This is a genomic window from Pseudoalteromonas sp. S3785, from assembly GCF_005887365.1.
GTDB lineage: Bacteria > Pseudomonadota > Gammaproteobacteria > Enterobacterales > Alteromonadaceae > Pseudoalteromonas.
Window position 1 is genome coordinate 1 of sequence record NZ_PNCT01000012.1, and the last position, 21,064, is coordinate 21,064.

General features: G+C 42.8%; 17 protein-coding genes. 13 read left to right on the forward strand and 4 right to left on the reverse strand.

Annotated elements, in window-relative coordinates:
• The first annotated feature begins 275 nt into the window (after nucleotides 1-275).
• Both ompR and envZ read left to right on the forward strand, forming a co-directional pair.
• Nucleotides 276-995, forward strand: a complete 720-nt coding sequence (gene ompR / locus CWC17_RS03870) for an osmolarity response regulator transcription factor OmpR (RefSeq protein ID WP_089348882.1) — start codon at nucleotides 276-278, stop codon at nucleotides 993-995.
• A 5-nt stretch (nucleotides 996-1,000) separates the two neighbouring features.
• Nucleotides 1,001-2,317 (forward strand): two-component system sensor histidine kinase EnvZ, encoded by a 1,317-nt coding sequence (envZ, locus tag CWC17_RS03875; protein WP_138541009.1) that lies wholly within the window; start codon nucleotides 1,001-1,003, stop codon nucleotides 2,315-2,317.
• Between the two features lie 311 nt (nucleotides 2,318-2,628).
• Here the strand turns inward: envZ and CWC17_RS03880 are convergent, their stop codons facing one another.
• Nucleotides 2,629-4,671, reverse strand: coding sequence for a glycoside hydrolase family 97 protein (locus CWC17_RS03880; RefSeq protein WP_138612134.1), 2,043 nt, complete (start codon nucleotides 4,669-4,671; stop codon nucleotides 2,629-2,631).
• A gap of 159 nt (nucleotides 4,672-4,830) precedes the next feature.
• Here CWC17_RS03880 and CWC17_RS03885 point away from each other — a divergent pair, with 159 nt between their 5' ends.
• Nucleotides 4,831-5,454 (forward strand): cupredoxin domain-containing protein, encoded by a 624-nt coding sequence (locus CWC17_RS03885; protein WP_138612135.1) that lies wholly within the window; start codon nucleotides 4,831-4,833, stop codon nucleotides 5,452-5,454.
• Nucleotides 5,444-6,670 (forward strand): hypothetical protein, encoded by a 1,227-nt coding sequence (locus tag CWC17_RS03890; protein WP_138541012.1) that lies wholly within the window; start codon nucleotides 5,444-5,446, stop codon nucleotides 6,668-6,670. The genes CWC17_RS03885 and CWC17_RS03890 overlap by 11 nt, the downstream gene beginning before the upstream one ends.
• A 54-nt stretch (nucleotides 6,671-6,724) precedes the next feature.
• Here the strand turns inward: CWC17_RS03890 and speE are convergent, their stop codons facing one another.
• A complete protein-coding gene (gene speE / locus CWC17_RS03895) occupies nucleotides 6,725-7,588 on the reverse strand; it encodes a polyamine aminopropyltransferase (protein ID WP_055019701.1) in 864 nt (287 codons plus the stop codon).
• Between the two features lie 197 nt (nucleotides 7,589-7,785).
• Between speE and speA the strand changes: the two genes are divergently transcribed.
• From speA to CWC17_RS03915, 4 genes are all read left to right on the forward strand, one after another.
• Nucleotides 7,786-9,666: a biosynthetic arginine decarboxylase gene (gene speA, locus CWC17_RS03900; protein WP_138541013.1), complete on the forward strand. Its 1,881-nt coding sequence runs from the start codon at nucleotides 7,786-7,788 to the stop codon at nucleotides 9,664-9,666.
• Nucleotides 9,667-9,730: 64 nt separating this feature from the next.
• On the forward strand, nucleotides 9,731-10,609 hold the full coding sequence (yihG, locus tag CWC17_RS03905; RefSeq protein ID WP_138612136.1) for a 1-acylglycerol-3-phosphate O-acyltransferase, YihG family: 879 nt from the start codon (nucleotides 9,731-9,733) through the stop codon (nucleotides 10,607-10,609).
• Between the two features lie 26 nt (nucleotides 10,610-10,635).
• Nucleotides 10,636-11,556, forward strand: coding sequence for a 1-acylglycerol-3-phosphate O-acyltransferase, YihG family (yihG, locus tag CWC17_RS03910; protein ID WP_138612137.1), 921 nt, complete (start codon nucleotides 10,636-10,638; stop codon nucleotides 11,554-11,556).
• Nucleotides 11,553-12,797, forward strand: coding sequence for a mechanosensitive ion channel family protein (locus CWC17_RS03915; RefSeq protein ID WP_138612138.1), 1,245 nt, complete (start codon nucleotides 11,553-11,555; stop codon nucleotides 12,795-12,797). The genes yihG (CWC17_RS03910) and CWC17_RS03915 overlap by 4 nt, the downstream gene beginning before the upstream one ends.
• Here the strand turns inward: CWC17_RS03915 and chrA are convergent.
• Nucleotides 12,769-13,923 carry a chromate efflux transporter gene (gene chrA, locus CWC17_RS03920; protein ID WP_138612150.1) on the reverse strand — a complete coding sequence of 385 codons (1,155 nt, stop codon included), beginning with the start codon at nucleotides 13,921-13,923 and terminating at the stop codon, nucleotides 12,769-12,771. The genes CWC17_RS03915 and chrA overlap by 29 nt on opposite strands.
• 214 nt (nucleotides 13,924-14,137) lie before the next feature.
• On the opposite strand from chrA, the gene CWC17_RS03925 reads away from it, so the two are divergent.
• The gene (locus CWC17_RS03925; RefSeq protein ID WP_004587548.1) at nucleotides 14,138-14,770 is read left to right on the forward strand and encodes a YiaD family glycine zipper/OmpA-like lipoprotein; all 633 of its coding nucleotides are present in this window, start codon (nucleotides 14,138-14,140) and stop codon (nucleotides 14,768-14,770) included.
• On the opposite strand, the gene CWC17_RS03930 is transcribed toward CWC17_RS03925, so the two are convergent.
• Nucleotides 14,767-16,545, reverse strand: coding sequence for an ABC transporter transmembrane domain-containing protein (locus CWC17_RS03930; protein ID WP_138612139.1), 1,779 nt, complete (start codon nucleotides 16,543-16,545; stop codon nucleotides 14,767-14,769). The two genes, CWC17_RS03925 and CWC17_RS03930, sit on opposite strands and share 4 nt — an antisense overlap.
• Nucleotides 16,546-16,636: 91 nt before the next feature.
• On the opposite strand from CWC17_RS03930, the gene CWC17_RS03935 reads away from it, so the two are divergent.
• The 4 genes from CWC17_RS03935 to CWC17_RS03950 all read left to right on the forward strand — a co-directional run bounded on the left by CWC17_RS03935 (nucleotide 16,637) and on the right by CWC17_RS03950 (nucleotide 21,057).
• Entirely contained in the window at nucleotides 16,637-17,035 is a 399-nt protein-coding gene (locus tag CWC17_RS03935) for a DUF3224 domain-containing protein (protein WP_004587550.1), read from the forward strand.
• Nucleotides 17,036-17,215: 180 nt separating this feature from the next.
• Nucleotides 17,216-17,398, forward strand: coding sequence for a hypothetical protein (locus CWC17_RS03940; RefSeq protein WP_055017961.1), 183 nt, complete (start codon nucleotides 17,216-17,218; stop codon nucleotides 17,396-17,398).
• Nucleotides 17,399-18,016, forward strand: a complete 618-nt coding sequence (locus tag CWC17_RS03945; RefSeq protein WP_138612140.1) for a LysE family translocator — start codon at nucleotides 17,399-17,401, stop codon at nucleotides 18,014-18,016. It abuts the gene before it with no gap.
• A gap of 167 nt (nucleotides 18,017-18,183) precedes the next feature.
• On the forward strand, nucleotides 18,184-21,057 hold the full coding sequence (locus tag CWC17_RS03950) for a TonB-dependent receptor (RefSeq protein WP_138612141.1): 2,874 nt from the start codon (nucleotides 18,184-18,186) through the stop codon (nucleotides 21,055-21,057).
• The last annotated feature ends 7 nt before the right edge of the window (nucleotides 21,058-21,064 follow it).

Below are 21,064 nucleotides of genomic sequence, written 5' to 3' on the forward strand. Positions count from 1 at the left end.
CGATTAAAGCTTAGATGACTACATGGATGTAGGTAAGGCGCGTTAGCAGGCCGCGTAAGCTTTGCTCGGTTTTTACTTAGCCCACTAGGTTACAAACCTCACGCCGCGATTTAATCGCCCCTAGATTGAACAAATTTCAATCCGCAAAGATCAGCACGCCCTAAAAATTAAGCTTTGAAATGTTCAGTAACAATCTAAGCGCGCAATTAGATTTTGATTATTAAGTTTTTCATTTATATTAACTATTAATTGGAGATAAAAATAAGAAACAAACAATGGGACACGAAACCACAAAAGTATTAGTTGTTGATGACGATATGCGCCTGCGCAGCTTACTAGAGCGTTATTTAGTAGAGCAGGGGTTTATTGTTAGAACCGCCGCAAACTCAGAGCAAATGGATAGACTCATTGAGCGAGAAAACTTTCACTTAATGGTGCTTGATTTAATGCTACCAGGCGAAGATGGCTTATCAATTTGCCGCCGGCTACGCCAAAAAGAAAACGAAATTCCTATTGTGATGCTGACAGCAAAAGGCGATGAGGTCGACCGTATTATTGGTTTGGAGCTAGGCGCAGATGACTACATCCCTAAACCGTTTAATCCGCGCGAATTACTGGCTCGCATTAAAGCTATTTTACGTCGTCGTGCTAAAGAAGTGCCGGGCGCACCCGCAGCAGAAGAAAACCTGATTGCGTTTGGCCAATTTACACTTAACTTAGCCACCCGTGAAATGAGTGAAGGCGATAAAACCATTTCGCTCACCAGCGGAGAATTTGCCGTGCTTAAAGCCCTTGTATCGCACCCGCGCGAGCCACTGAGTCGCGATAAACTAATGAACCTTGCTCGAGGGCGGGATTACAGCGCCCTTGAGCGCAGTATAGACGTGCAGGTTTCGCGACTTCGCCGCATGATTGAAGTAGATGCCGCCAACCCGCGCTATATTCAAACGGTTTGGGGTTTAGGTTATGTGTTTGTTCCTGACGGTGAAAAGTAGTTTATATGGGATTTTTTCCGCGAAGTGCGTTTGGACAAACTGTATTTTTAGTGGCCGCTTTACTGCTAATTAACCAAATAGTGTCCTATGTTACGGTAAGCTTTTACGTTGTAAAACCGACCATAGAGCAAGTAAATCTCATGCTTGCAAAGCAAATTAAAACGGTATTTATAGACTGGGAAGACGGCGTAGAAATAAACGACGAAGTATCTGAAAAATTTTTTGAAATTACCGGTATAGAAGTGATGACGCAGCGCGAGGCAATGCGCCAAGGGCTTGGCCAAACCCGAGAGTACTCGATGCTGTCGCGTAGTATGTCTGAGCAATTAAATGGCTCGGCGCGGGTGCGCATTAGCCAAACCGACCCACTAATTTATTGGGTAGAAGCACCGCAAGCGCCAGGGTATTGGGTAAAAGTACCGCTTAGCGGGTATCAAGAAAACAATCTCGAATTTTTAACCTTTTACTTATCAAGTATTGGTTTTTTAAGTGTATTAGGTGGCTGGCTATTTGCGAGGCACTTAAACCGGCCATTAAAGGCGTTGCAGCAAGCTGCTGTGAAAGTAGGTAAGGGCGATTTTAGCTCTAAGCTTGAAGAAGAGGGCTCCAGTGAAGTAATAGAGGTGACCCGTGCATTTAACCAAATGTCGCGTGGCATTGCTGCTCTTGAAAACGACCGCCGTTTACTCATGGCTGGTGTTTCTCACGATTTACGCACTCCGCTTACTCGTATTCGTCTTGCAACCGAAATGATGAGCGATGAGGATGACTACCTTCGTGAGGGCATCATATACGATATTGAAGATATGAACGGCATTATCGATCAATTTATTGAGTATTTACGCCACCACAAAACAGATGAGCTTGTTTGCGAAGACATAAACGCACTCGTGTCTGAAGTGGTTAATTGTGAGCTTAAACATCAGCGTGTTATTACCTTTAAAGGTAACCCTAGCGTGGGACTTGTTCCGTTAAGCAGTGTGGCTATTAAACGTGTAATTACTAACATGATTGAAAATGCGCTGCGTTATTCTGACGGCGACATAGAAGTATTAAGCTACTTTAATTCAAACAAAAAATACGTTGTGATAGCGGTAAACGATAACGGGCCAGGCATTCCAGAAAGCGAACTTGAATCAGTGTTCGAACCCTTTAAGCAAGGAGATGCAGCGCGTGGCAGCGAAGGTAGTGGTTTAGGCCTTGCCATTATTAAGCGTATTATTGATATGCACGATGGTAAAGTTAAGCTTGAAAACCGCCCAGAGGGCGGTCTAAGTGCACAAATTTATTTACCGATAAAAATACAAAACTCTGCACAGTAAGCTGTGCAGAGTTGGCTATTTCAATAACTTTAGGGCCTGTTGACCTTTCAGGATTAAAATTTGTTCAAACTAGGGGCAATTTAATCGCGGCGCGAGGTTTGTAACCTAGTGGGCTAAGTAAAAATCGAGCAACAAAGAGTAAATTGCCCCTAGACAGAACCCTTCGGGCAGCGCCTGTTTGGCATTTATGCTGCGTTATCGCCTATTTATGGGGAATAACCACACTACATAGGCTCTGCCTTGCCTAAATACCAAACAAACTGCTACAAATTCAACCTCGAAAGATAAACATGCCCTAATAGCGTTAAAACTTAAAGTGCTTTAAAACGGATTGCTGTACCACCACTTGTTGCTAGTTTTAAAGTGAGCTTGTCGTTTGCGCTAACTATGCGCTTTTCGATATCTAAATCGTACGGATTGTTTTTCCATTCAGCGTTTTTACCGTCTTGGTATATCTGCGCTTCAAACTTTTTACCCTTTTCTAAAAAGTCGAGTTTTACCTCAATAGTACGGGCTTTTTCATCGGTTACGGCGCCTAAGTACCAGTCGTTTCCTGAGTATTTATCGCGTTTACGCTCTTTACGGGCAAATACAATAAAATCGCCCACTTCGCCATCAAGCGCAATGCTTTGCTGCCAATCGGTGGGTACGTCTTGAATAAATTGAAATGCATCAGGCTTAGCTAAATAGTTTTTAGGTAAGTCGGCGGCCATTTGAATCGGACTATATAGCACTACATACAGTGCAAGCTGCTTGGCAAGCGTTGTTTGCGGGCGGTTTGTATTATCGCCTAAGCCATTAAAGCTCATATCAAAAATGCCAGGGGTAAAGTCCATAGGCCCTGCCAGCATACGGGTAAACGCCAGCATAGGAATATGCTCTGGTGGGTTAGGCGGCGTACCCCATGCATTAAACTCTTGTCCGCGTGCCCCTTCGCGGGCAATCCAATTTGGGTAGGTACGACGCAGGCCGGTGTCTTTTATTGGCTCGTGGGTGTTAATACTAATTTTATGTTTAGCAGCCAGCTTTACATTGTAAAGGTACTCGTTAACCATAAATTGGCCATCGTGCCACTCATGACGGGCAATGCCGTTTTCGTCTATGCGCTTTATATTACCGCCGTCGGCTACATAACCCGTTTTAACTTGGCTTACGTTTGATTTTTCGTAAAGGGCAAAGGCCTCGTCCATTTGGTCGCGATAGTTACTTACATTACCCGATGTTTCGTGGTGGCCAATTAACTGCACGCCTTTTTGTTTGCCATATTGAGTAAGGGCCGCTATATCAAAGTCGTCGTAGGGTTGTGTAAAACTAAATACATCGCCATTAAAAAACCAGTCACCGTCCCAGCCTATGTTCCAGCCTTCTACTAGTACGCCATCAAAGCCATATTCTGCGGCAAAGTCCATGTAGTATTTGGTGGTTTGTGTGGTGGCACCGTGCTTTTCGCCGCTGCCCCAGGTTTGCGTGTTTATATGCATGCCCCACCAAATACCCACGTATTTACCAGGTTTTACCCACGATACATCACCGAGTTTATTAGGCTCGTTTAAATTTAATATTATGTCTGAATTGACTAAGCCAACCGCGCTGTCGGCAATTTGAATGGTGCGCCAAGGGGTATTAAACGCCCCTTGCTTTTTAACAGCAATGCCGTCTGACCACGGTGTTAAATCGGCATTAAAAGTGCCTGGGCGGCGTTGATTAAGCACCATACCTGCGTAATCAACTAAGGCTGCTTCATGAATACTTATATGGGTACCGTCATTGGTTTTTAAGGTGAACGGCGTGTGTGCAAGGGGGACGTCATTTAATGCAGTGGTGTTGTAAACGTATTCGTATCGGTTCCAACCGCGGGCGGGTATCCACCAGGCGGTGGCATTGTTGTTATTGTTAATGGCAAACTCGGTGAGCTCTTTGGTAATGTGTGTTTGCTCAAAGCCTGCTTGTTTTGGTACTTCGTATCTAAACCCAACGCCACTATCAAAAGCTCTAAAGCGCACTGTGTAGGTTGCCCCATTAGGCTCGTTTTTTGTAAACGTAACCGCAACTTCGTTGTGTTTATCAGTAACCGTTTGTCGCTCGCCCCAAGGTTGTTGCCACTGGGTATTTAGGCTTTGCTGCTTAACATGGGTAATTTTAAAACCATCGCTAAATGCGGCTTGGGTTTTAAATTCAAAACCCAAGCGCGAGGCGTTTATAGCGGGTTTGTTTTTAAAGCTAATAGCGTAGCTGGGTGTGCTATTTTCATCTGAAATAGTCACTTTTATTTGTGAATTAGGTGATTCAACTACAGCGGTTTGTGCAAAGCTATTGCCAGCAAACGCCAGTAGTAAAAGTGCGGATGTTCTCATTGTGTGTCCTTTGATGAGTCGGTGGTGACCTTTAAGGATAATGGCACTGAGTTGTTAATGCGACTGTCTACATACGTATTCAATCTTTTAAAAAATAGAAAGAATTTAACGGTTTAATCGGTCTATAATGTAAACAAATTGATAATAGCGATTAGCCCCATGATAAAACCCTTACTCAGTGTATTACTGCTAAGTATGAGTACTTGCGTAGCAGCAACAACAATAACTATAAAAAATGCCAATAATCAGCCTTTAGCAAATGCGGTAGTGTGGCTAAGCGGGGCGCCCATTGAGGCTAGTAACCAAGCAAGTAAAACCTATGCAATGAGCCAAAAAAACCGCGAGTTTACGCCACGTACGTTAGTGGTTCCGCAAAATGCAAAGGTAGAGTTTCCTAATGCCGACTCTATCATGCACCATGTTTATTCGTTTTCTAAAGCTAAAACCTTTGAGTTGAAACTTTACAAAGAGCAACCTAAAGCGCCCATAACATTTGATCAAACAGGGGTGGTTGAACTTGGCTGTAATATTCATGACTGGATGCTAGGCTATATTGTGGTGGTTGATAGCACCGTTTTTGCAATTACCGACAATAACGGTGTGGTTAATTTAACTGCCCCTAATGGGCAATACAGCATGAGCGTATGGCATTCTGGCTTTAGCGATATAAGCAACGTAGAAACCCACAGCGTTAATGTGAGCGAGTCACCTATACACTACACCGTAAAGCAGGCCATAGCCGAGCAAATAGACTTTGCTACGGATGAATTTGATGACTATTAAGCGCAAAAATACAGTAATACTTGGCTTGCTTTTTATGAGCCTACCGGCTTTTTCGCAAGTTAAAGGGCTTATTCAGGTACGTGCGGTTGCAAGCGATGATACACAAAGCTTTCAAGATGGCGGTATTGGTTTATATCGCCATGGGGATAGCAGTGATAGCATTTTGTTATCGCAAGGAATTATAGACTTTAAGGCCGATTTAAGTAGTGCTTGGCGCGCACATGCCGTTGTTAATGCCAATCAAGAGCCGAAAACTACTTTAGGTTTAAGCCAAGCGTATTTACAGTATCAGCCGTTAGTAAACAGCCGTTATAAATGGCATGTAAAGCTCGGTGGGTTTTATCCTAGTATGTCGCTAGAAAACCCCGATATAGGCTGGACTTCACCTTACAATTATACTAATTCAGCCATTAATAGTTGGATAGGCGAAGAGCTTCGCACCGTCGGTGGCGAGCTTAGTATTAAGCGCCCCGGAAAACGTTTTAATTCTAAGCACAGCTTTAGTGTGAGCGCAGCTATTTACAAAGGAAACGACCCAACAGGGACGTTACTTTCGTGGCGCGGATTTGCATTGCACGATAGGCAAACAACCTTTAGCGAAAGTGTACAATTTGCACCTATTGCGGCATTAAATAGCGACGAATTACGCTGGCAAGCTAACCAAGTACTGCCATTTGAAGAAGTTGATGGTCGTTTTGGCTACTATGCCGGTGTGCATTGGGATTATTTAAAGCGCTCGCAGTTTAGGTTTTATTATTACGATAATAACGCCGATCCGAGCGTTTTTAATCGCACAACAGGGCAATACGCTTGGCATACTCGCTTTAGCAGCTTAGCGTGGTTATATAAATTGACAGGAAAAACCCGTTTTATTGCCCAGCTACTCGATGGTAAAACTGAAATGGGCGCTAATAAGCTTATTTATAACCGTTTTTACAGCCATTATTTAATGCTAAGCCATAAGGCGGGTAAGCATAGGGTATCGCTTAGGTATGACTATTTTAAAGTAGATGACGATGACACCACCGCGTTTGACCCTAACGCCAGCCACGGCGAAGGCTTAACAGCTACGTGGCGTTACCAATTAACCGATACGGTACAAATAGGTGTTGAGGGTTCAGCGCTGCATAGCTTTGTACAAAATAGGCCGGGTAGTGGGTTTGCTCAGCGAATATCGCAGCAGCAACTTATGGCTAACGCTCAATGGCGTTTTTAAAGTACAAAAAAGGGAGCTTTTAAAGCTCCCTTTTAGTTTCAAAAAAAGTGTGAATTATTTTTTATCAAATGCGCGTTTCATAAAGTTTGGTGTAGCAAGTGCGCCGTGATGAATACCGCTGTTGTAGTATTCGCTTTGCTGTGCAACTTGCTCTGCATCGGCTTCTCTAAAGCCATTAAATGCTTGTGATTTACGAGCAAGCGTTACCGACCATAAACCGCTTGGGTAAATTGGCTGTGGAAATGGCAGTGTTTGTAAATCGTTAAAGCCTACATTTAACATAGCCTCACGCATTTCTACTAATAGTGGCATATGCATTAATGGTGATTCGCTTTGCTGCACTAAAATACCGCCCGGGCGAAGTGCATTTAAGCAGCTCGTGTAAAACGCGTGGTTAAATAACCCCTCGCCTGGGCCTACTGGGTCTGTGCCATCAACAATAACAACATCAATAGACTCGCTCGCAGCTTCGCGCATGTATTTAATGCCATCATCAAACATAACGGTTGCGCGTGTATCGTTGTTAGACTCACAAAGCTCTGGGAAGTATTTTAACGACATTTGCGTTACTACTTCGTCTATATCTATTTGGGTTACGGTTTCTACGCCTGGGTGTTTTAATACTTCACGTAATGTACCGCAATCGCCGCCGCCAATAATGACCACATTTTTAGGATTTGGGTGCGCTAAAAGTGCAGGGTGGCTGATCATCTCATGGTAAAAAAAGTTTTCACGAGTGCTAACCATGGTGCAACCATCGATGATCATTAAATTACCAAAGTCTGTGGTTTCGAACATTTCTACCTTTTGAAAAGGAGACTGTTTTTCATCCAACTTTTTGTTAATACGCAATGAAAATGCGCTACCATCACGGTCGCTAATTTCTGTAAACCACTTACTTTGATCTAAATTTGCCATAGTTGCTTTTACACTTTTTAAGTTGAGTATGAAAAGGGGGCAATTTTGCCAGCGCTTTGCGTTTTGCTCAATGAAATTTTAACTGCTTAGCCAATAAAGTTAGCCAGTATCGAGTTAAAGTTCAATTTTTGTTAGCGTAGGGGATAGTGACGTATTAAAATGCGCCTTTATAGCTAATTGATTAAAGAAGAGTTGCCATGACTTGGGGTTTAGAAACAGCACGCGCTACATATAATGTTGCTCATTGGAGCGATGGCTATTTTGATATTAACGCACAAGGCGAGCTGGTTGCTTACCCAGATGGCGACCAATCTAAAAATGCGATTTCTTTAACGCAGCTCACAGAACAATTTAAGCAGCAAGGTTTAACCTTACCGGTATTAGTTCGCTTTACCGATATTTTAAAAAACCGCGTAGATACGCTTACTAATGCATTTACGCTTGCTCAAAGCAACCGCGAGTACAAAGGCAAGTATACGTGTGTATACCCAATAAAGGTTAATCAGCAGCGCTCTGTGGTAAGTAAGCTATTGGCGCACCCAAGTGGTTTAGTTGGCCTTGAGGCTGGCTCAAAACCCGAGCTAATGGCAATTTTAGGCATAGCTGATAAGCCCATTACTATTGTGTGCAATGGCTATAAAGACAGTGAATTTTTACGTTTAGCTTGTATTGGTCAAGCTATGGGGCACAGTGTTAAAATAGTGGTCGAAAAATTATCAGAACTCACTACTTTACTTGAGGAAATAGATAACCTTGGCATAGAGCCAGCCATTGGTATACGCATTCGCTTAAACTCGGTAGGTAAAGGCAAGTGGCAAAATACCGGGGGCGAAAAAGGTAAATTTGGCTTAACCGCAGGCCAAGTGCTTAGTGCTGTTGAGGTGCTTAAAAAGCATAATAAATTGCATTTAATGCAAATGGTGCATTTTCATATTGGCTCTCAAATTGCCAATATACGCGACATACACCGCGCCCTGCGCGAATGTGCACGCCACTTTGCTGAACTTACTCAGCTAGGTGTACCGCTCAATACCGTTGATGTAGGCGGTGGCTTAGGCGTAGATTACGAAGGCTCAGGCTCACGTAGTGCGTGCTCGATGAACTACACCGTTGAAGAATACGCACGTAATGTGGTTAACGCTTTTGCTGAGGTGTGTGATCAGCATAGCTTAACGCACCCTGCCATTATTACCGAATCAGGGCGTGCTTTAACAGCGCACCACGCGGTGTTAATTACCGATGTGATAGACGTAGAAAAAGCGCCAAATCATCCAAACCCTGAGCCGCCACTTCAAAATAGCGCGTTAGTACTTGATGAAATGTGGCAGTGTTTACAACGTTTAAACCCGCGTATGGCGCTAGAGATTTACCACGATGCAATGCACCTATTTAGCGAAGCCCATGACCAATACGTGCATGGGTTAGTAAGCATGCTAGAGTGGGCGAAAATAGAGCAGTTATATTTTACTATTTTGCACCGAGTGCGAGCATCACTTAGCAATAACGCGCGTGCGCACCGCGAAGTGCTTGACGATTTACACGAAAAGTTAGCCGACAAACTATTTGTTAACTTTTCACTGTTTCAGTCGTTACCTGATGTATGGGGCATTGAGCAGTTGTTCCCGGTTATGCCAATCGAAAACCTAGATAAGCCACTTACGCAGCGTGCGATTATTCAAGATATTACCTGTGACTCTGACGGACAAATTCGTGAGTACGTAGAAGGTGCAGGCATAGAAACCAGTTTACCTATACCTGAATATCAACATGGCGAGCAATACCATATAGCCATGTTTATGGTGGGAGCTTACCAAGAAATTTTAGGTGACCTACATAACCTATTTGGCGACACAGATTCAGTACATGTAGAGCTAAACGATGAGGGCTATGTGTTAACCAATGCTATAAAAGGTGATAGCGTTAAGGATGTATTAAAGTTTGTTGACTATGATAGCGCCATTTTGGCACAAAACTTTGAACTATTGGTCAACAAGCTAGCAGTGTCTGAGCAGTGTAAAGCAGGCTATTTAGCTGAACTAAATGCCGGCCTTGAAGGTTACACTTACTTTGAAGATTAACTTTACATACTCAGTGTTAAAAGCGCGGTTGTTTGCTGCGCATTGTTTAAAGGAATAGAAATAAATGTCAGTAATTCGTAGTGTATTTAGTATTTTACTTTACACAATAAACACACTTATTTGGTTTTTACCTATTTTTATTTGTGGGCTATTAAAATTAATCCCTATCAAACCTATTCAAAAGTTTTTAAGCTGGGTTGCTAAGCAGTGTGCCACTATTTGGGTGTCGGTTAATAGCATTAACCAACGCTTATTCACGCCAACTAAAATTAATGTGACTGGACTTGAAGAAACCAAATTAAAAGACTGGTACTTAGTAATTGCTAATCATCAAAGCTGGGTAGATATATTAGTGCTGCAGCGTGTATTTAATCGAAAAATACCTTTTTTAAACTTTTTTTTAAAAAAAGAGCTTATTTACGTGCCAATTTTAGGTGTGTGCTGGTGGGCGCTCGACTTTCCATTTATGACCCGTACCAGTAAAGCACAGCTAAAAAAGAACCCAAAGCTACGTGGTAAAGACATAGAAACCACCCGTAAAGCTTGCGAAAAATTTAAAGAAATGCCAGTAAGCATTGTTAACTTTGTAGAAGGTACACGTTTTACTACGCAAAAACACGCACGTCAAAACAGCCCTTTTCCACATTTATTAAAACCAAAAGCAGGTGGGATTGCATTTGTAATGCAAGCCATGGGTGAGCAAATCTCTAAAGTGGTGAATGTAACAATCCATTACCCCGATGGCATTCCTACGTTTATGGACTTTGCCGGCGGCAAAGTGAAGCAAATTAATGTGCATGTAGACATTCGCCCAGTAAGCGAAGAGCTAATAGGTGATTACACTGGCGACTCTGAGTTTAGAGTCGGCTTTCAAGGTGAATTAAACCGCTTATGGGAAGAAAAAGAGCAAACAATTCAGCAGCTCGAACAAAACCATAAATAATAAGGCAACAAAATGGGCTTACAATTATGCTAAAAAAGTGGTTACCAAATTGGCTCAATGGCTTAATTGTAGGCTGCGTGTTTTTTTCAAATTTAATTATTTTTGGCTCCTTAGTTTTACTACTAGGTTTAATAAAGCTTTTACTACCTTTATCTATAATTAACACTATGCTGCACAGTCTGTACCGAGGCTGGTGTAATGGCAATAGGCTTGGTTTATGGCTTGGCTGCGCTAACATAAACATCAATATTAACGGCGATGTAAACTCGCAAAGTTGGTACTTACTAATTTGTAATCATATGAGCTGGTTAGATATTGTAGTGCTTAGTTCAATTAATGTATTACCAGCCCCAAAGTTTTTTTTAAAAGATGAATTAAAGTACGTACCTTTCATTGGCTCTGGCGCATGGGCTATGGGTATGCCTTTTATGAAGCGCGTTACTAAAGCCCAGCTGGCTAAAAACCCCAAATTAAAAGGGTTAGACGTTGAGCGCACCAAACACAGTTGCCGTAACTTTAGAGATAACCCCACCACCATTATCAATTTTGTAGAGGGCACCCGCTACACACCTGCTAAACATGCACAACAGCAAAGCCCGTTTAAGTACTTATTAAAGCCCAAAGCAGGTGGTATTGCTTTCGCTCTTGAGGTACTAGGCGAGCAATTTGATGCCATGTTAAATACCAGTGTGATGTACAGCGGCAGCACAAGCCATGTTTGTCGCAATATTTTAAAGGGCGAGCTTGATTCGATTTATGTTTCTATTGATGTGTTGGCTATTAACCAGCAGATGTTAGGTAGTTACCAACACGACAAAGTATTTAGAAGCAGTTTTCAAAAGTACGTTAATGAGCTATGGGTTGCTAAAGACGCGCAACTTACCAGCATTTATGCTCAACACGATTTACCTGAGCCACACATAAGTAAGGAAGTAGAAACACTATGACCAATACCCACCTGCAGGAGTTAATTGCTCCTTGGTTTGAAAAAGTACCCGACGCAGATTTTTTAAGTGCAATTACTGCAGCCTCTATTGGTGTGCTTTCTTTGCTGGTGGTGTATTTATTTACTCGCCGATTAATGCTGCCAGGCATTCAAAAAGTGGTGACTAAGTTATCTCCTGAACGTATAGGCTTACTTTCGCCGTTGCTCACCAAATTGAATAAGCGCATAGCAGGTATGTTATGTAGCGTGCTTTTTTTAGCAACCTTCGACAGTGTTTACCCTGTTAATGAACTCAGTGCAGAAATACTAAAAACCATTGGCCAAGGTATATTAATTATTTATGTAGGCTTTATTTTTAGCAGCATTGTAAGTATTGCTGGGGCCATTTATAACCAGCTAGATTTTGCTCGTGAAGTGCCAATACAGGGGTTATTGCAGGTTGTTAAGCTTATTACTTTTATTGTGTGTGCAATATTAATTGTAAGCATAGTGCTTGAAAAATCACCTACTTATATTCTCTCTGGTTTTGGTGCCATAGCCGCCGTTACTTTATTAGTATTTAAAGACACTATTTTAGGTTTTGTAGCCAGTATCCAAATTGCGGCAAACCGATTAGTTACTTACGGTGATTGGATTCAAGTAGAAAACTACGGTGCCGACGGTGAAGTAATAGATTTAGGCCTAAACACCGTAAAAGTGCGTAACTGGGATAACACCATAACCACTATACCTACTTATATGCTGGTAGCGGGCTCGTTTAAGAACTGGCGCGGAATGCAAGAGTCTGGTGGCCGACGTATCAAGCGCTCACTTAATATAGACATGCATAGCATTTGTTTAGTGAGTGATGAATTTAGAAAACAAATAGATGCGGCTATTCCGCTGCACGAATATATACGTGTTGCTTCATTGCCTGATCCGGTTTCTAACTTAGGCTTGTTTCGCCGCTACGCCGAGGGCTATTTAAAGCAGCATAATAAAATAAATACCTCACTTACGCTTATGGTGCGTGAGCTACAACCAATGAACCACGGATTACCGATTGAGTTTTACTGCTTTAGTGAAGATAAACGCTGGATATCTTACGAGCATTTACAAGCCGAAATTATGGATCACTTATTGGCAGTGTTGCCTGTATTTGGCCTAAGAGCGTATCAAAGTGTTAGCGGGCAACTAAGCCCACCTAATGCACAGCAAACCGATAAGCCAACTTTTAAAGTAATGGTAAATAGTGCTGAGTAAGGCCCACACTAATAAATAAAGCTAATAGCCACCAAATAGGTGGCTTTTTCATTCTTAGCCATGCAAAAGCGGCAATAACTAGTGCAACCTGCCATAGATTGTGGACGGCCGATGTCCAAATAGGTGAGTACAACGCCGCCGCTAAAAAGCCAACTACGGCAGCGTTAAGCGCCGCAATAGAGCTTGCAAAGCGAGGTTTACTTGCCAGGTTTAACCAGCTTTTTTGAAACGCCAGCATTAATAAAAAACCCGGTGTAAAAATAAGTAGGGTTGCAGCTATGGCCCCTATTAAGGGTTGCTCTGAAGTAAGCTGCGCGCCTAAGTATGTGGCTATTGTAAACATGGGGCCAGGAATTGCCTGAGCACTAGCATACGCACTTAAAAATTGATCGTTACTAAGCGCTGGTACGCCCGCTTGCAATACAGGCAATACCACATGCCCGCCACCAAATACCATAGCGCCCGCTTGGTAAAAAGGAGCAAACAAAGCAAGATCATCACCTAACGGTATAAAGCTAATAGCGAGCAGTAATACAAATAAGCCTAAAGGGAGCCACCTAAACGCGCTTTTAGTATCTGCTTTTGGCTCAGTATGGGTGTTGAGTTGTAATAGAGGCCAGATTGCGCCTATAGCAGCGGCACTTACTAAAATAGCTATTTGCGTGCCAAGTAAAGGAAATAGTAATAAAGCTAAGGTACTCATTACTGCGATAAGCTTGAGCGCAACGCTGGTACAAAAGCTTTTTGCCATAGTGAGTGTTGCATCGGCCACAATAACAACCGCAAATAGTTTTAAACCGGCAATAATAGCAAAGTAAACAACATCAAACTGATGTGCGCTTACCGCTAGTAACAACATGATTAAAAAAGACGGTAAGGTAAAAGCGATAAATGCGGTAATGCCACCAATAACCCCCGCGCGCTCAACACCAATTGCAAAGCCCACTTGGCTTGAACCAGGCCCAGGTAGCGCTTGGCTTAAACTAATAAGCTGCGCGTAGCGGGTATCGCTTAACCAGTTTAATGTGTCTACAAAGTGGCGTTTAAAATAGCCTAAATGGGCAGCAGGGCCACCAAAACTCATGCAGCCAAGTAAAAAAAACTGTCTAAAAATAGCGACTAACATTGAGCTTATATCCTTTTTAAAGTTCATTAAATTGTCACAAAGGAGTATGACACTTTTATTAATTGCATACATTAATTCGTAATCTAAAAATAATACCAATCCACTTAATTAAGTGGATTGGTATAAAGCGAACTGCTTTTAACATGCTCTTCATAGTTTGTTCATACATGTATTTGCATACTCGTTTTATAATTCTTAATGAATAGGACATCACATGACTTTAACTAAATCACTTTTAAGCGTAACCGTGGTAGCTGTATTGCTAAGCGGTTGCGAAATGAACAACACAGGCAAGGGCGCCGCAATTGGTGCCGCCGCGGGTGGCGTATTAGGTAAAGCAACGGGTAATCATAAAGACAAGCGTATCTTTATTGGTGCAGCTATTGGCGCACTAGCTGGTGCTGCTGTAGGTGATTATATGGATAAGCAAGAAGAAGCGTTTCGTGATGAACTAGCAGGCTCAGGGGTAGAAGTTGTACGTGAGGGCGATAACTTACGTTTAGTTATGCCATCTAACATTACCTTTGCGACAGACCAATCTTATATTTCATCAGGTTTTAACGATACCCTAAACGCCATTGCTAAAGTAATGAACAAATACGAAAAAACCTACTTAAGCGTAGAAGGTCACACAGATAGCACAGGTAAAGACAGCTACAATATGAACCTATCGCGTGAGCGTGCGCAAAGCGTTAAAAATTACTTAGTGAACCAGCAAATTATGGCTGCACGTATTAGCACTACAGGCTACGGCGAAACCCGCCCAATAGCCACTAACGATAGCGCCAACGGCCGAGCTCAAAACCGCCGTGTAGAAATTCAAATAGTGCCAAACACAGAAGGTTAGTGTTTGTTGAACTGCAATTCACAAAGACGCTGATACAAAGGGGAGCTTGCTAGCAATTGCTGGTGGCTCCCCGTTGCTTTTATTTCCCCATTTTCCATAACTACAATCACATCGGCATGTTTAACCGTTGCCAGCCTATGGGCAATAATTAACGTTGTGCGATTTTGCATTAAGTGCTCAAGCGCGGCTTGAACGTGGTGCTCACTTTGCGCATCGAGTGCACTGGTGGCTTCATCTAAAAGCAGTATTTCTGGGTCTTTTAAAATAGCGCGTGCCAATACAATACGCTGCTTTTGCCCACCCGAAAGCCTTACGCCTTGCTCACCTAAAAAGCTATTATAGCCTTGCGGTAATTGTTTAATAAATTCATCGGCATGGGCATGTTTTGCAGCGGCGTATACTTGCTCGTCAGTGGCGTTTGGGTTGCCGTAACGAATGTTATGCATTACGTCTGAACTAAATAAAATAGGGTTTTGCGCCACCATGCCCATTTTATCGCGTAGGGTGTTTAAAGAGAGTGACTTGATATCAATATCGTGAAATTTTATTGTGCCACTAGCTGGGTCGTAAAAGCGCTGAAGTAGCTCAAATAAAGTTGTTTTACCAGCGCCAGAGGGGCCAACAATAGCCACTGTTTGACCTTGCGAAATGCTTAAGCTTATTTTGTTAAGTGCACTGACATCAGGGCGAGACGGATAATTAAAGCTAATATTTTCAAGCGAGATTGCAGGCAAACCTGCATTATTTTGTAGTTGAGCGTCTTGCGGGTTTTCTGGATTTTTAATTTCACTATTAACGGCCAGTAATTCAAGTAGGCGCGCTGCCGCCCCAGCAGCTCGTTGAAGCTCGCCGTAAACCTCGGCTACGGTAGCCACCGACATGGCCACCATAATAGCGTAAAACACAAATGCTCCTAGCTCACCGCCAGTCATTGTACCTGCTAATACGTCACTACCGCCTACCCAGAGCATAACGCTAATCGCACTAAAGGTTAAAAATATTACCGCGGCAATTAAAAAAGAGCGCTGCTTAATACGGCTTTTGGCAACGTTAAAGGCTTTTTCTGTTTCTTGAGCAAAGGCGTGTTGCTCACGCTGTTCGTGGCTATAACTTTGTACTACTTTTATGTTTTGAATGATCTCGCCGGCATAGGTGCTTATGTCGGCTATTGCATCTTGGCTAGAACTTGCAAGTTTGCGAACCTTTTTGCCAAATACCATCATCGGCACTAATACCAGCGGTACACACGCAACAACGACAAGGGTAAGCTTTAAGTTAGTCACTAACAGCATTACCAAGCCGCCCACCAACATTAATGCACTGCGCAGCGCCATAGAAAACGATGAGCCAATAATCGATTGCAGCAAGGTGGTGTCGGTTGTTAAACGCGACATCAGCTCGCCACTGCGGTTTTCTTCAAAGTAGCTTGGGTGCAAGGTAACAATGCGATTAAACACCGCTTTGCGAATATCGTTACTAACGCGTTCGCCAATCCACGACATTAAATAAAAGCGGCTAAAGGTGCCCACGGCCAATAAACTAATTAAACCAATAAGCACTAATACAGCGTGTTGCAACTGTGCTTGGGAGCCTGCAATAAAACCATGATCTATGACAAATTTAACGCCTTGCCCTAATGATAAGTTAACACCAGCGGTGACTAAAAGGGCGCCAAGTGCCGCCACTACAATCCATTTATACGGTTTAATAAACGCAAAAATAGGTAATAAACTACTAAAAGCGGCTTTTTCGGGCTTAGGGCTTGTTTTTGACATAGTGGATTCTTTTTAAAGGTTAAGGTATAGATATGGCACTAAGATAATAAAAATCAATACTTTTAAACATTAGCATCAATAAGGAAACGTTATGACTACTGCAACCGTAAGTGGAGAATTTAATGTAAACCTAGCCCCTATAGAAGGCTACGCAAGCGGCCAAAACGGCGTTAATTTAGGGCGTATGTCGATAGATAAAACATTTAAAGGTAGCTTAAATGCCACCAGCCAAGGCGAAATGCTAAGCGCCATGACTCCTACGCAGGGCAGTGCTGGTTATGTTGCCATAGAGCAAGTAATAGGCGAGCTTGAAGGTAAAAAAGGCAGCTTTGTACTACAGCATTTTGGTACAATGGATAAAGGTCAAGACAGCCTAATTTTAAATGTAATTCCCGACTCAGGCACCCATGAGCTAGAAGGGTTAACGGGCAGTATGAAAATACGTATTGAGCAAGGGATTCACTACTACGATTTTGAATACACCTTATGATACCAATCCGCAATATTACTTAATCATTTTGCGGGCCTAAACGTGTCGCTACCTGCGTTAAAAAATTCTCATTTAGAACAACTAAATAGCGAATTTTTTGCCTAGCTATCAACACGTTTTTCCGTCCTCAAAAAAGATCACTTAAATAAGCGAATTGGTATAAGATACACAAGGATTAAAATGCAAAAAGTAATCGAATTTAGAAAGACCCGTTTTTTGGGTGGCGTAGATATAGCCGCACTGAATGACCGCATACAGGAATTAAACCAAGATGGCTGGAAAGTAGTAAACGCAGTGCCATTGACAGGCTTTTATGGGAAAGTGCATGGTTATACATTACTTATTGAAAATGAAGAGTTTTAAATGACATTTACAGTATGGTTAAGCCTAGCGGCTATTTGTATGATGGGCGCAATGTCGCCAGGGCCAAGTTTAGCGGTGGTTTTAAAGCACTCATTTAACGGCAGTATGAAAAACGGAATGCTTGCCGCGCTCAGCCATGGTACTGGTGTTGGGTTATACGCAGGTGCATCGTTATTAGGGCTAGGCGCTTTAATGATGCAGTTTCCGACTGTTTATCAAATACTGGTGTATTTAGGCGCAGCCTATTTGGCATATTTAGGTATAAAAATATTGCTAGCAAAACCCAGCAATAACGAACTTGAAGTACAAAAAAGTGAAGTAAGTGCTGGCCAAGCTTTACAAGATGGCTTTGCTATTGCGTTTTTAAACCCCAAGCTCGCTATTTTCTTTTTAGCCTTGTTCTCGCAATTTATTGACCCTCAGCTACTTACTTTAAACGTGGGTATAATTATGTGTTTAACCGTGTTTGTAATTGATACCGGCTGGTATTTGCTGGTGGCGTTACTGACAGAGGTTTCAAAAAATCGCTTTGGTTTTACCAAGCAAAGTCCGTGGCTTGATAAAATACTGGGAGTCGTATTTATTGCCCTTGCGATAAAAGTGGTGCTAAGCCTTTAAATCGCGTTCCCGATGCAGGGGCGCGTGCCTCTATGCTCCGTGCAGCCTAACCCTCATGCCCTGCATACGTATTCATCACAATAAGTTCACCTTTTAGTTACAATTTGTTGGTTGTGTTTTAAACAACACAGCAACACCTGACAACAATAACTCAAAGGTTCACACACATGGACAAGTTTAAACTAAGTGCACTTATGCTGGCTTTATTTGCCGCTAATAGTGCATTGGCTGCAAACGAAAACTCAACAAATCAATCACCCGACACAGAAGTTGAAGATTTAGAAATTATTGAAGTGCGAGGCTTTAGTCGCAGTTTAATCCAATCTTTAAATCAAAAGCGTTTTAGCGATACGGTGTCAGAACAAATTTCTGCCGATGATTTAGGGGCACTGCCTGATATTTCAATGGCCGATGCACTTACACGATTACCTGGTATTTCAGCGGTACGAACGGGCGGGCAAGCGGCGCAAATTAATATACGCGGGCTGTCGGGCGGGTTTGTATTTTCAACACTTAATGGCCGTGAGCAAGTATCTACAAGTGGTAGCCGCAGTATTGAGTTTGACCAATATCCGTCAGAATTAATTAGCTCTGCGGCGGTATATAAATCGCCCAAGGCATCGCTTATTGAAGGTGGCGTGGCCGGTACCGTAGAGCTTGAAACCGCCAGCCCACTTAATAATGATCAAACGCATAAATTTGTAGCTAATGTGCGCGGTATGTATAACGACCGCGCCTCTGAGGTATCGGATGCCACTGAATTTGGCGACCGAATTAGTTTTTCGTATCAAGGCAAATACCTAGACGACACATTAGGCGTAGCGCTGGGCTATGCGCGTTTGTTTCAGCCAAGTGTAGCAACGCAGTTTATTGGCCTTGCGTACAACGACACAAAAGACGTTGATGGCGCAGCTAACGATACCAATGGCCCTTTAGCTAACCCAGAAAACGAATACATTAGCGAAGGCTTTGAGCTACAGCATTTAGGCGGCGAAGAAACCCGTAATGGTTACTTAGCAGCTATAGAGTGGGCGCCGGTAGATAACTTTAAATTAAAAGGTGATGCGTTTTTATCGCGCTTTGATAAAGAGTCATTTGCTCGCGGCCTGAGGGTTAAATTAGGCGGGCCAACAGCTGCATACGCTAACGCTCAGCTTGATGGTAATGCCGTAATAGGCGCAGCGGTTAACCGTACTTCGCAAAGTTATACCCGCGTTGAAATAGTGAACGACGACAACCAAGACTTTGACGAAGTAGACAGCTTTGGCGTGAATGCCGATTGGCAGGTAACCGATAGACTAAACGTAAATGCCGATGTGTCGCTTTCTCGCGCAAAAAGTAACTTTAGAAATGGCTTACTGTGGAGCCTAGTAGCAGAAGATGCCAATGCAGAAACGCCAGTATTTGATAACAACGTAGCAATAAACTATCAATTAAATGGCTTAAATTTACCTGACGTTGGGTTTAATCAGGCGGCCGCCTTTAGTGATATAGACCGTGTGATGGTCAGTAAATATGGTATTTACCCAGATCAAACAGAAGATGAAGTAACGGCATTTAGGCTCGACTTTAAATACGAGCTAGAAAGCGACATATTTAGCTCAGTAGAGTTTGGGGCGCGCTACTCAGATAGAGAGTACAGCCGTAAACGCTCGGTATTTGAGTACGGTAACGATGGGGCGTTTTCAACAACGCAACCCCCTTTGCGCTTAACCGACGATATGGAGTCAGTGGTTGATTGGCAAGGTGAATTTAGTTATTTCCCGTCGTATTTAGCCATTGATTTAGACAAAGCACTTAACGCGTGGTTTCCAGATGGCACGCCAGAGCCGGTTCAAACATGGGGCAACGCCGATGGCGTAGACGACGCGCAAGGTTACACAACTAACTATTCGTGGTCAGTACTGCAAAGCGGCTCGGTGTTTGAAGATGTGCTAGCTGCGTACGTTATGGTAAACATTAACACGCAAATAGGGGGGCTCGACTTATCGGGCAATGTGGGTGTGCGCCGCGTTGAAACCGATCAATCAGCAACGGTGCTAGAGAACGTAGCAGGCGATGCGCGCTTAGGTGCGCAAAATATTGTTGATGAGAACGGCATTGTAAATGATTTATACGCGCCTAATGTATTAGGCACTAAATACACCGACTACTTACCGTCATTAAATTTAAACCTGCAACTTAACGATAATTCACTTGTACGCTTTGCTGCGGCTAAAGTAATGTCGCGTGCGCCAATTAACCGCTTAGCGGGCGATGCCAGTGCAAATGTGAGTGACGATGGTGTTATTAATGGTTCAAGTACTAATAACCCATTTTTAAAACCCTTTTATGCCGACCAATACGACTTATCTTACGAATATTATTTTGAAGAAGGTAACGGCACCATCGCTGCGGCGTTATTTTATAAAAATATAGACTCGTTTGTTGAAACCTTATCAATCGAAAACTTTGACTTTAAAGGCAACGGCTTTAACGTACCTGACTCAATAGAAGACCCTGTTAGTGGCGAGCAAGTTGCCACAACTAACGGTATTTACACCACGGCAGTTAATAACGGTGAAGGTGGCTACATTAGAGGGCTAGAGCTTGCGTATACGCAAGTGTTTAGCTTTTTGCCTTCGCCATTTAATGGCTTAGGTGCTAATGCAAGTTACTCGTACACCGAGAGTGAAATTGAATCGATTACCAGTTTAGGGGGCGACACATTAGCGCAATCTTTACCTGGGCTGTCTAATAACGTGCTTAATGCTACGGTGTTTTATGCTTTAGATGATTTTGAAACCCGCCTTAATGTGCGTTACCGCGATGAGTTTGTATCAGAGCAGGTTGCCATTAACGAGCAAGTGGTTAATTTTGATGCCGAAACCGTAGTCGACTTTCAAACCTCTTATCGCTTTAGCGACTCGCTAACCATGCTTTTGCAAGTTAATAACTTAACCGATGAACCAACCCAAAGTTACTTTGGGTCGCAGCAGCGAACAGGGACGACTCAGTACTTTGGTCGTCAGTTCTACCTTGGTTTTACATACAGTCATTAATTAGCAA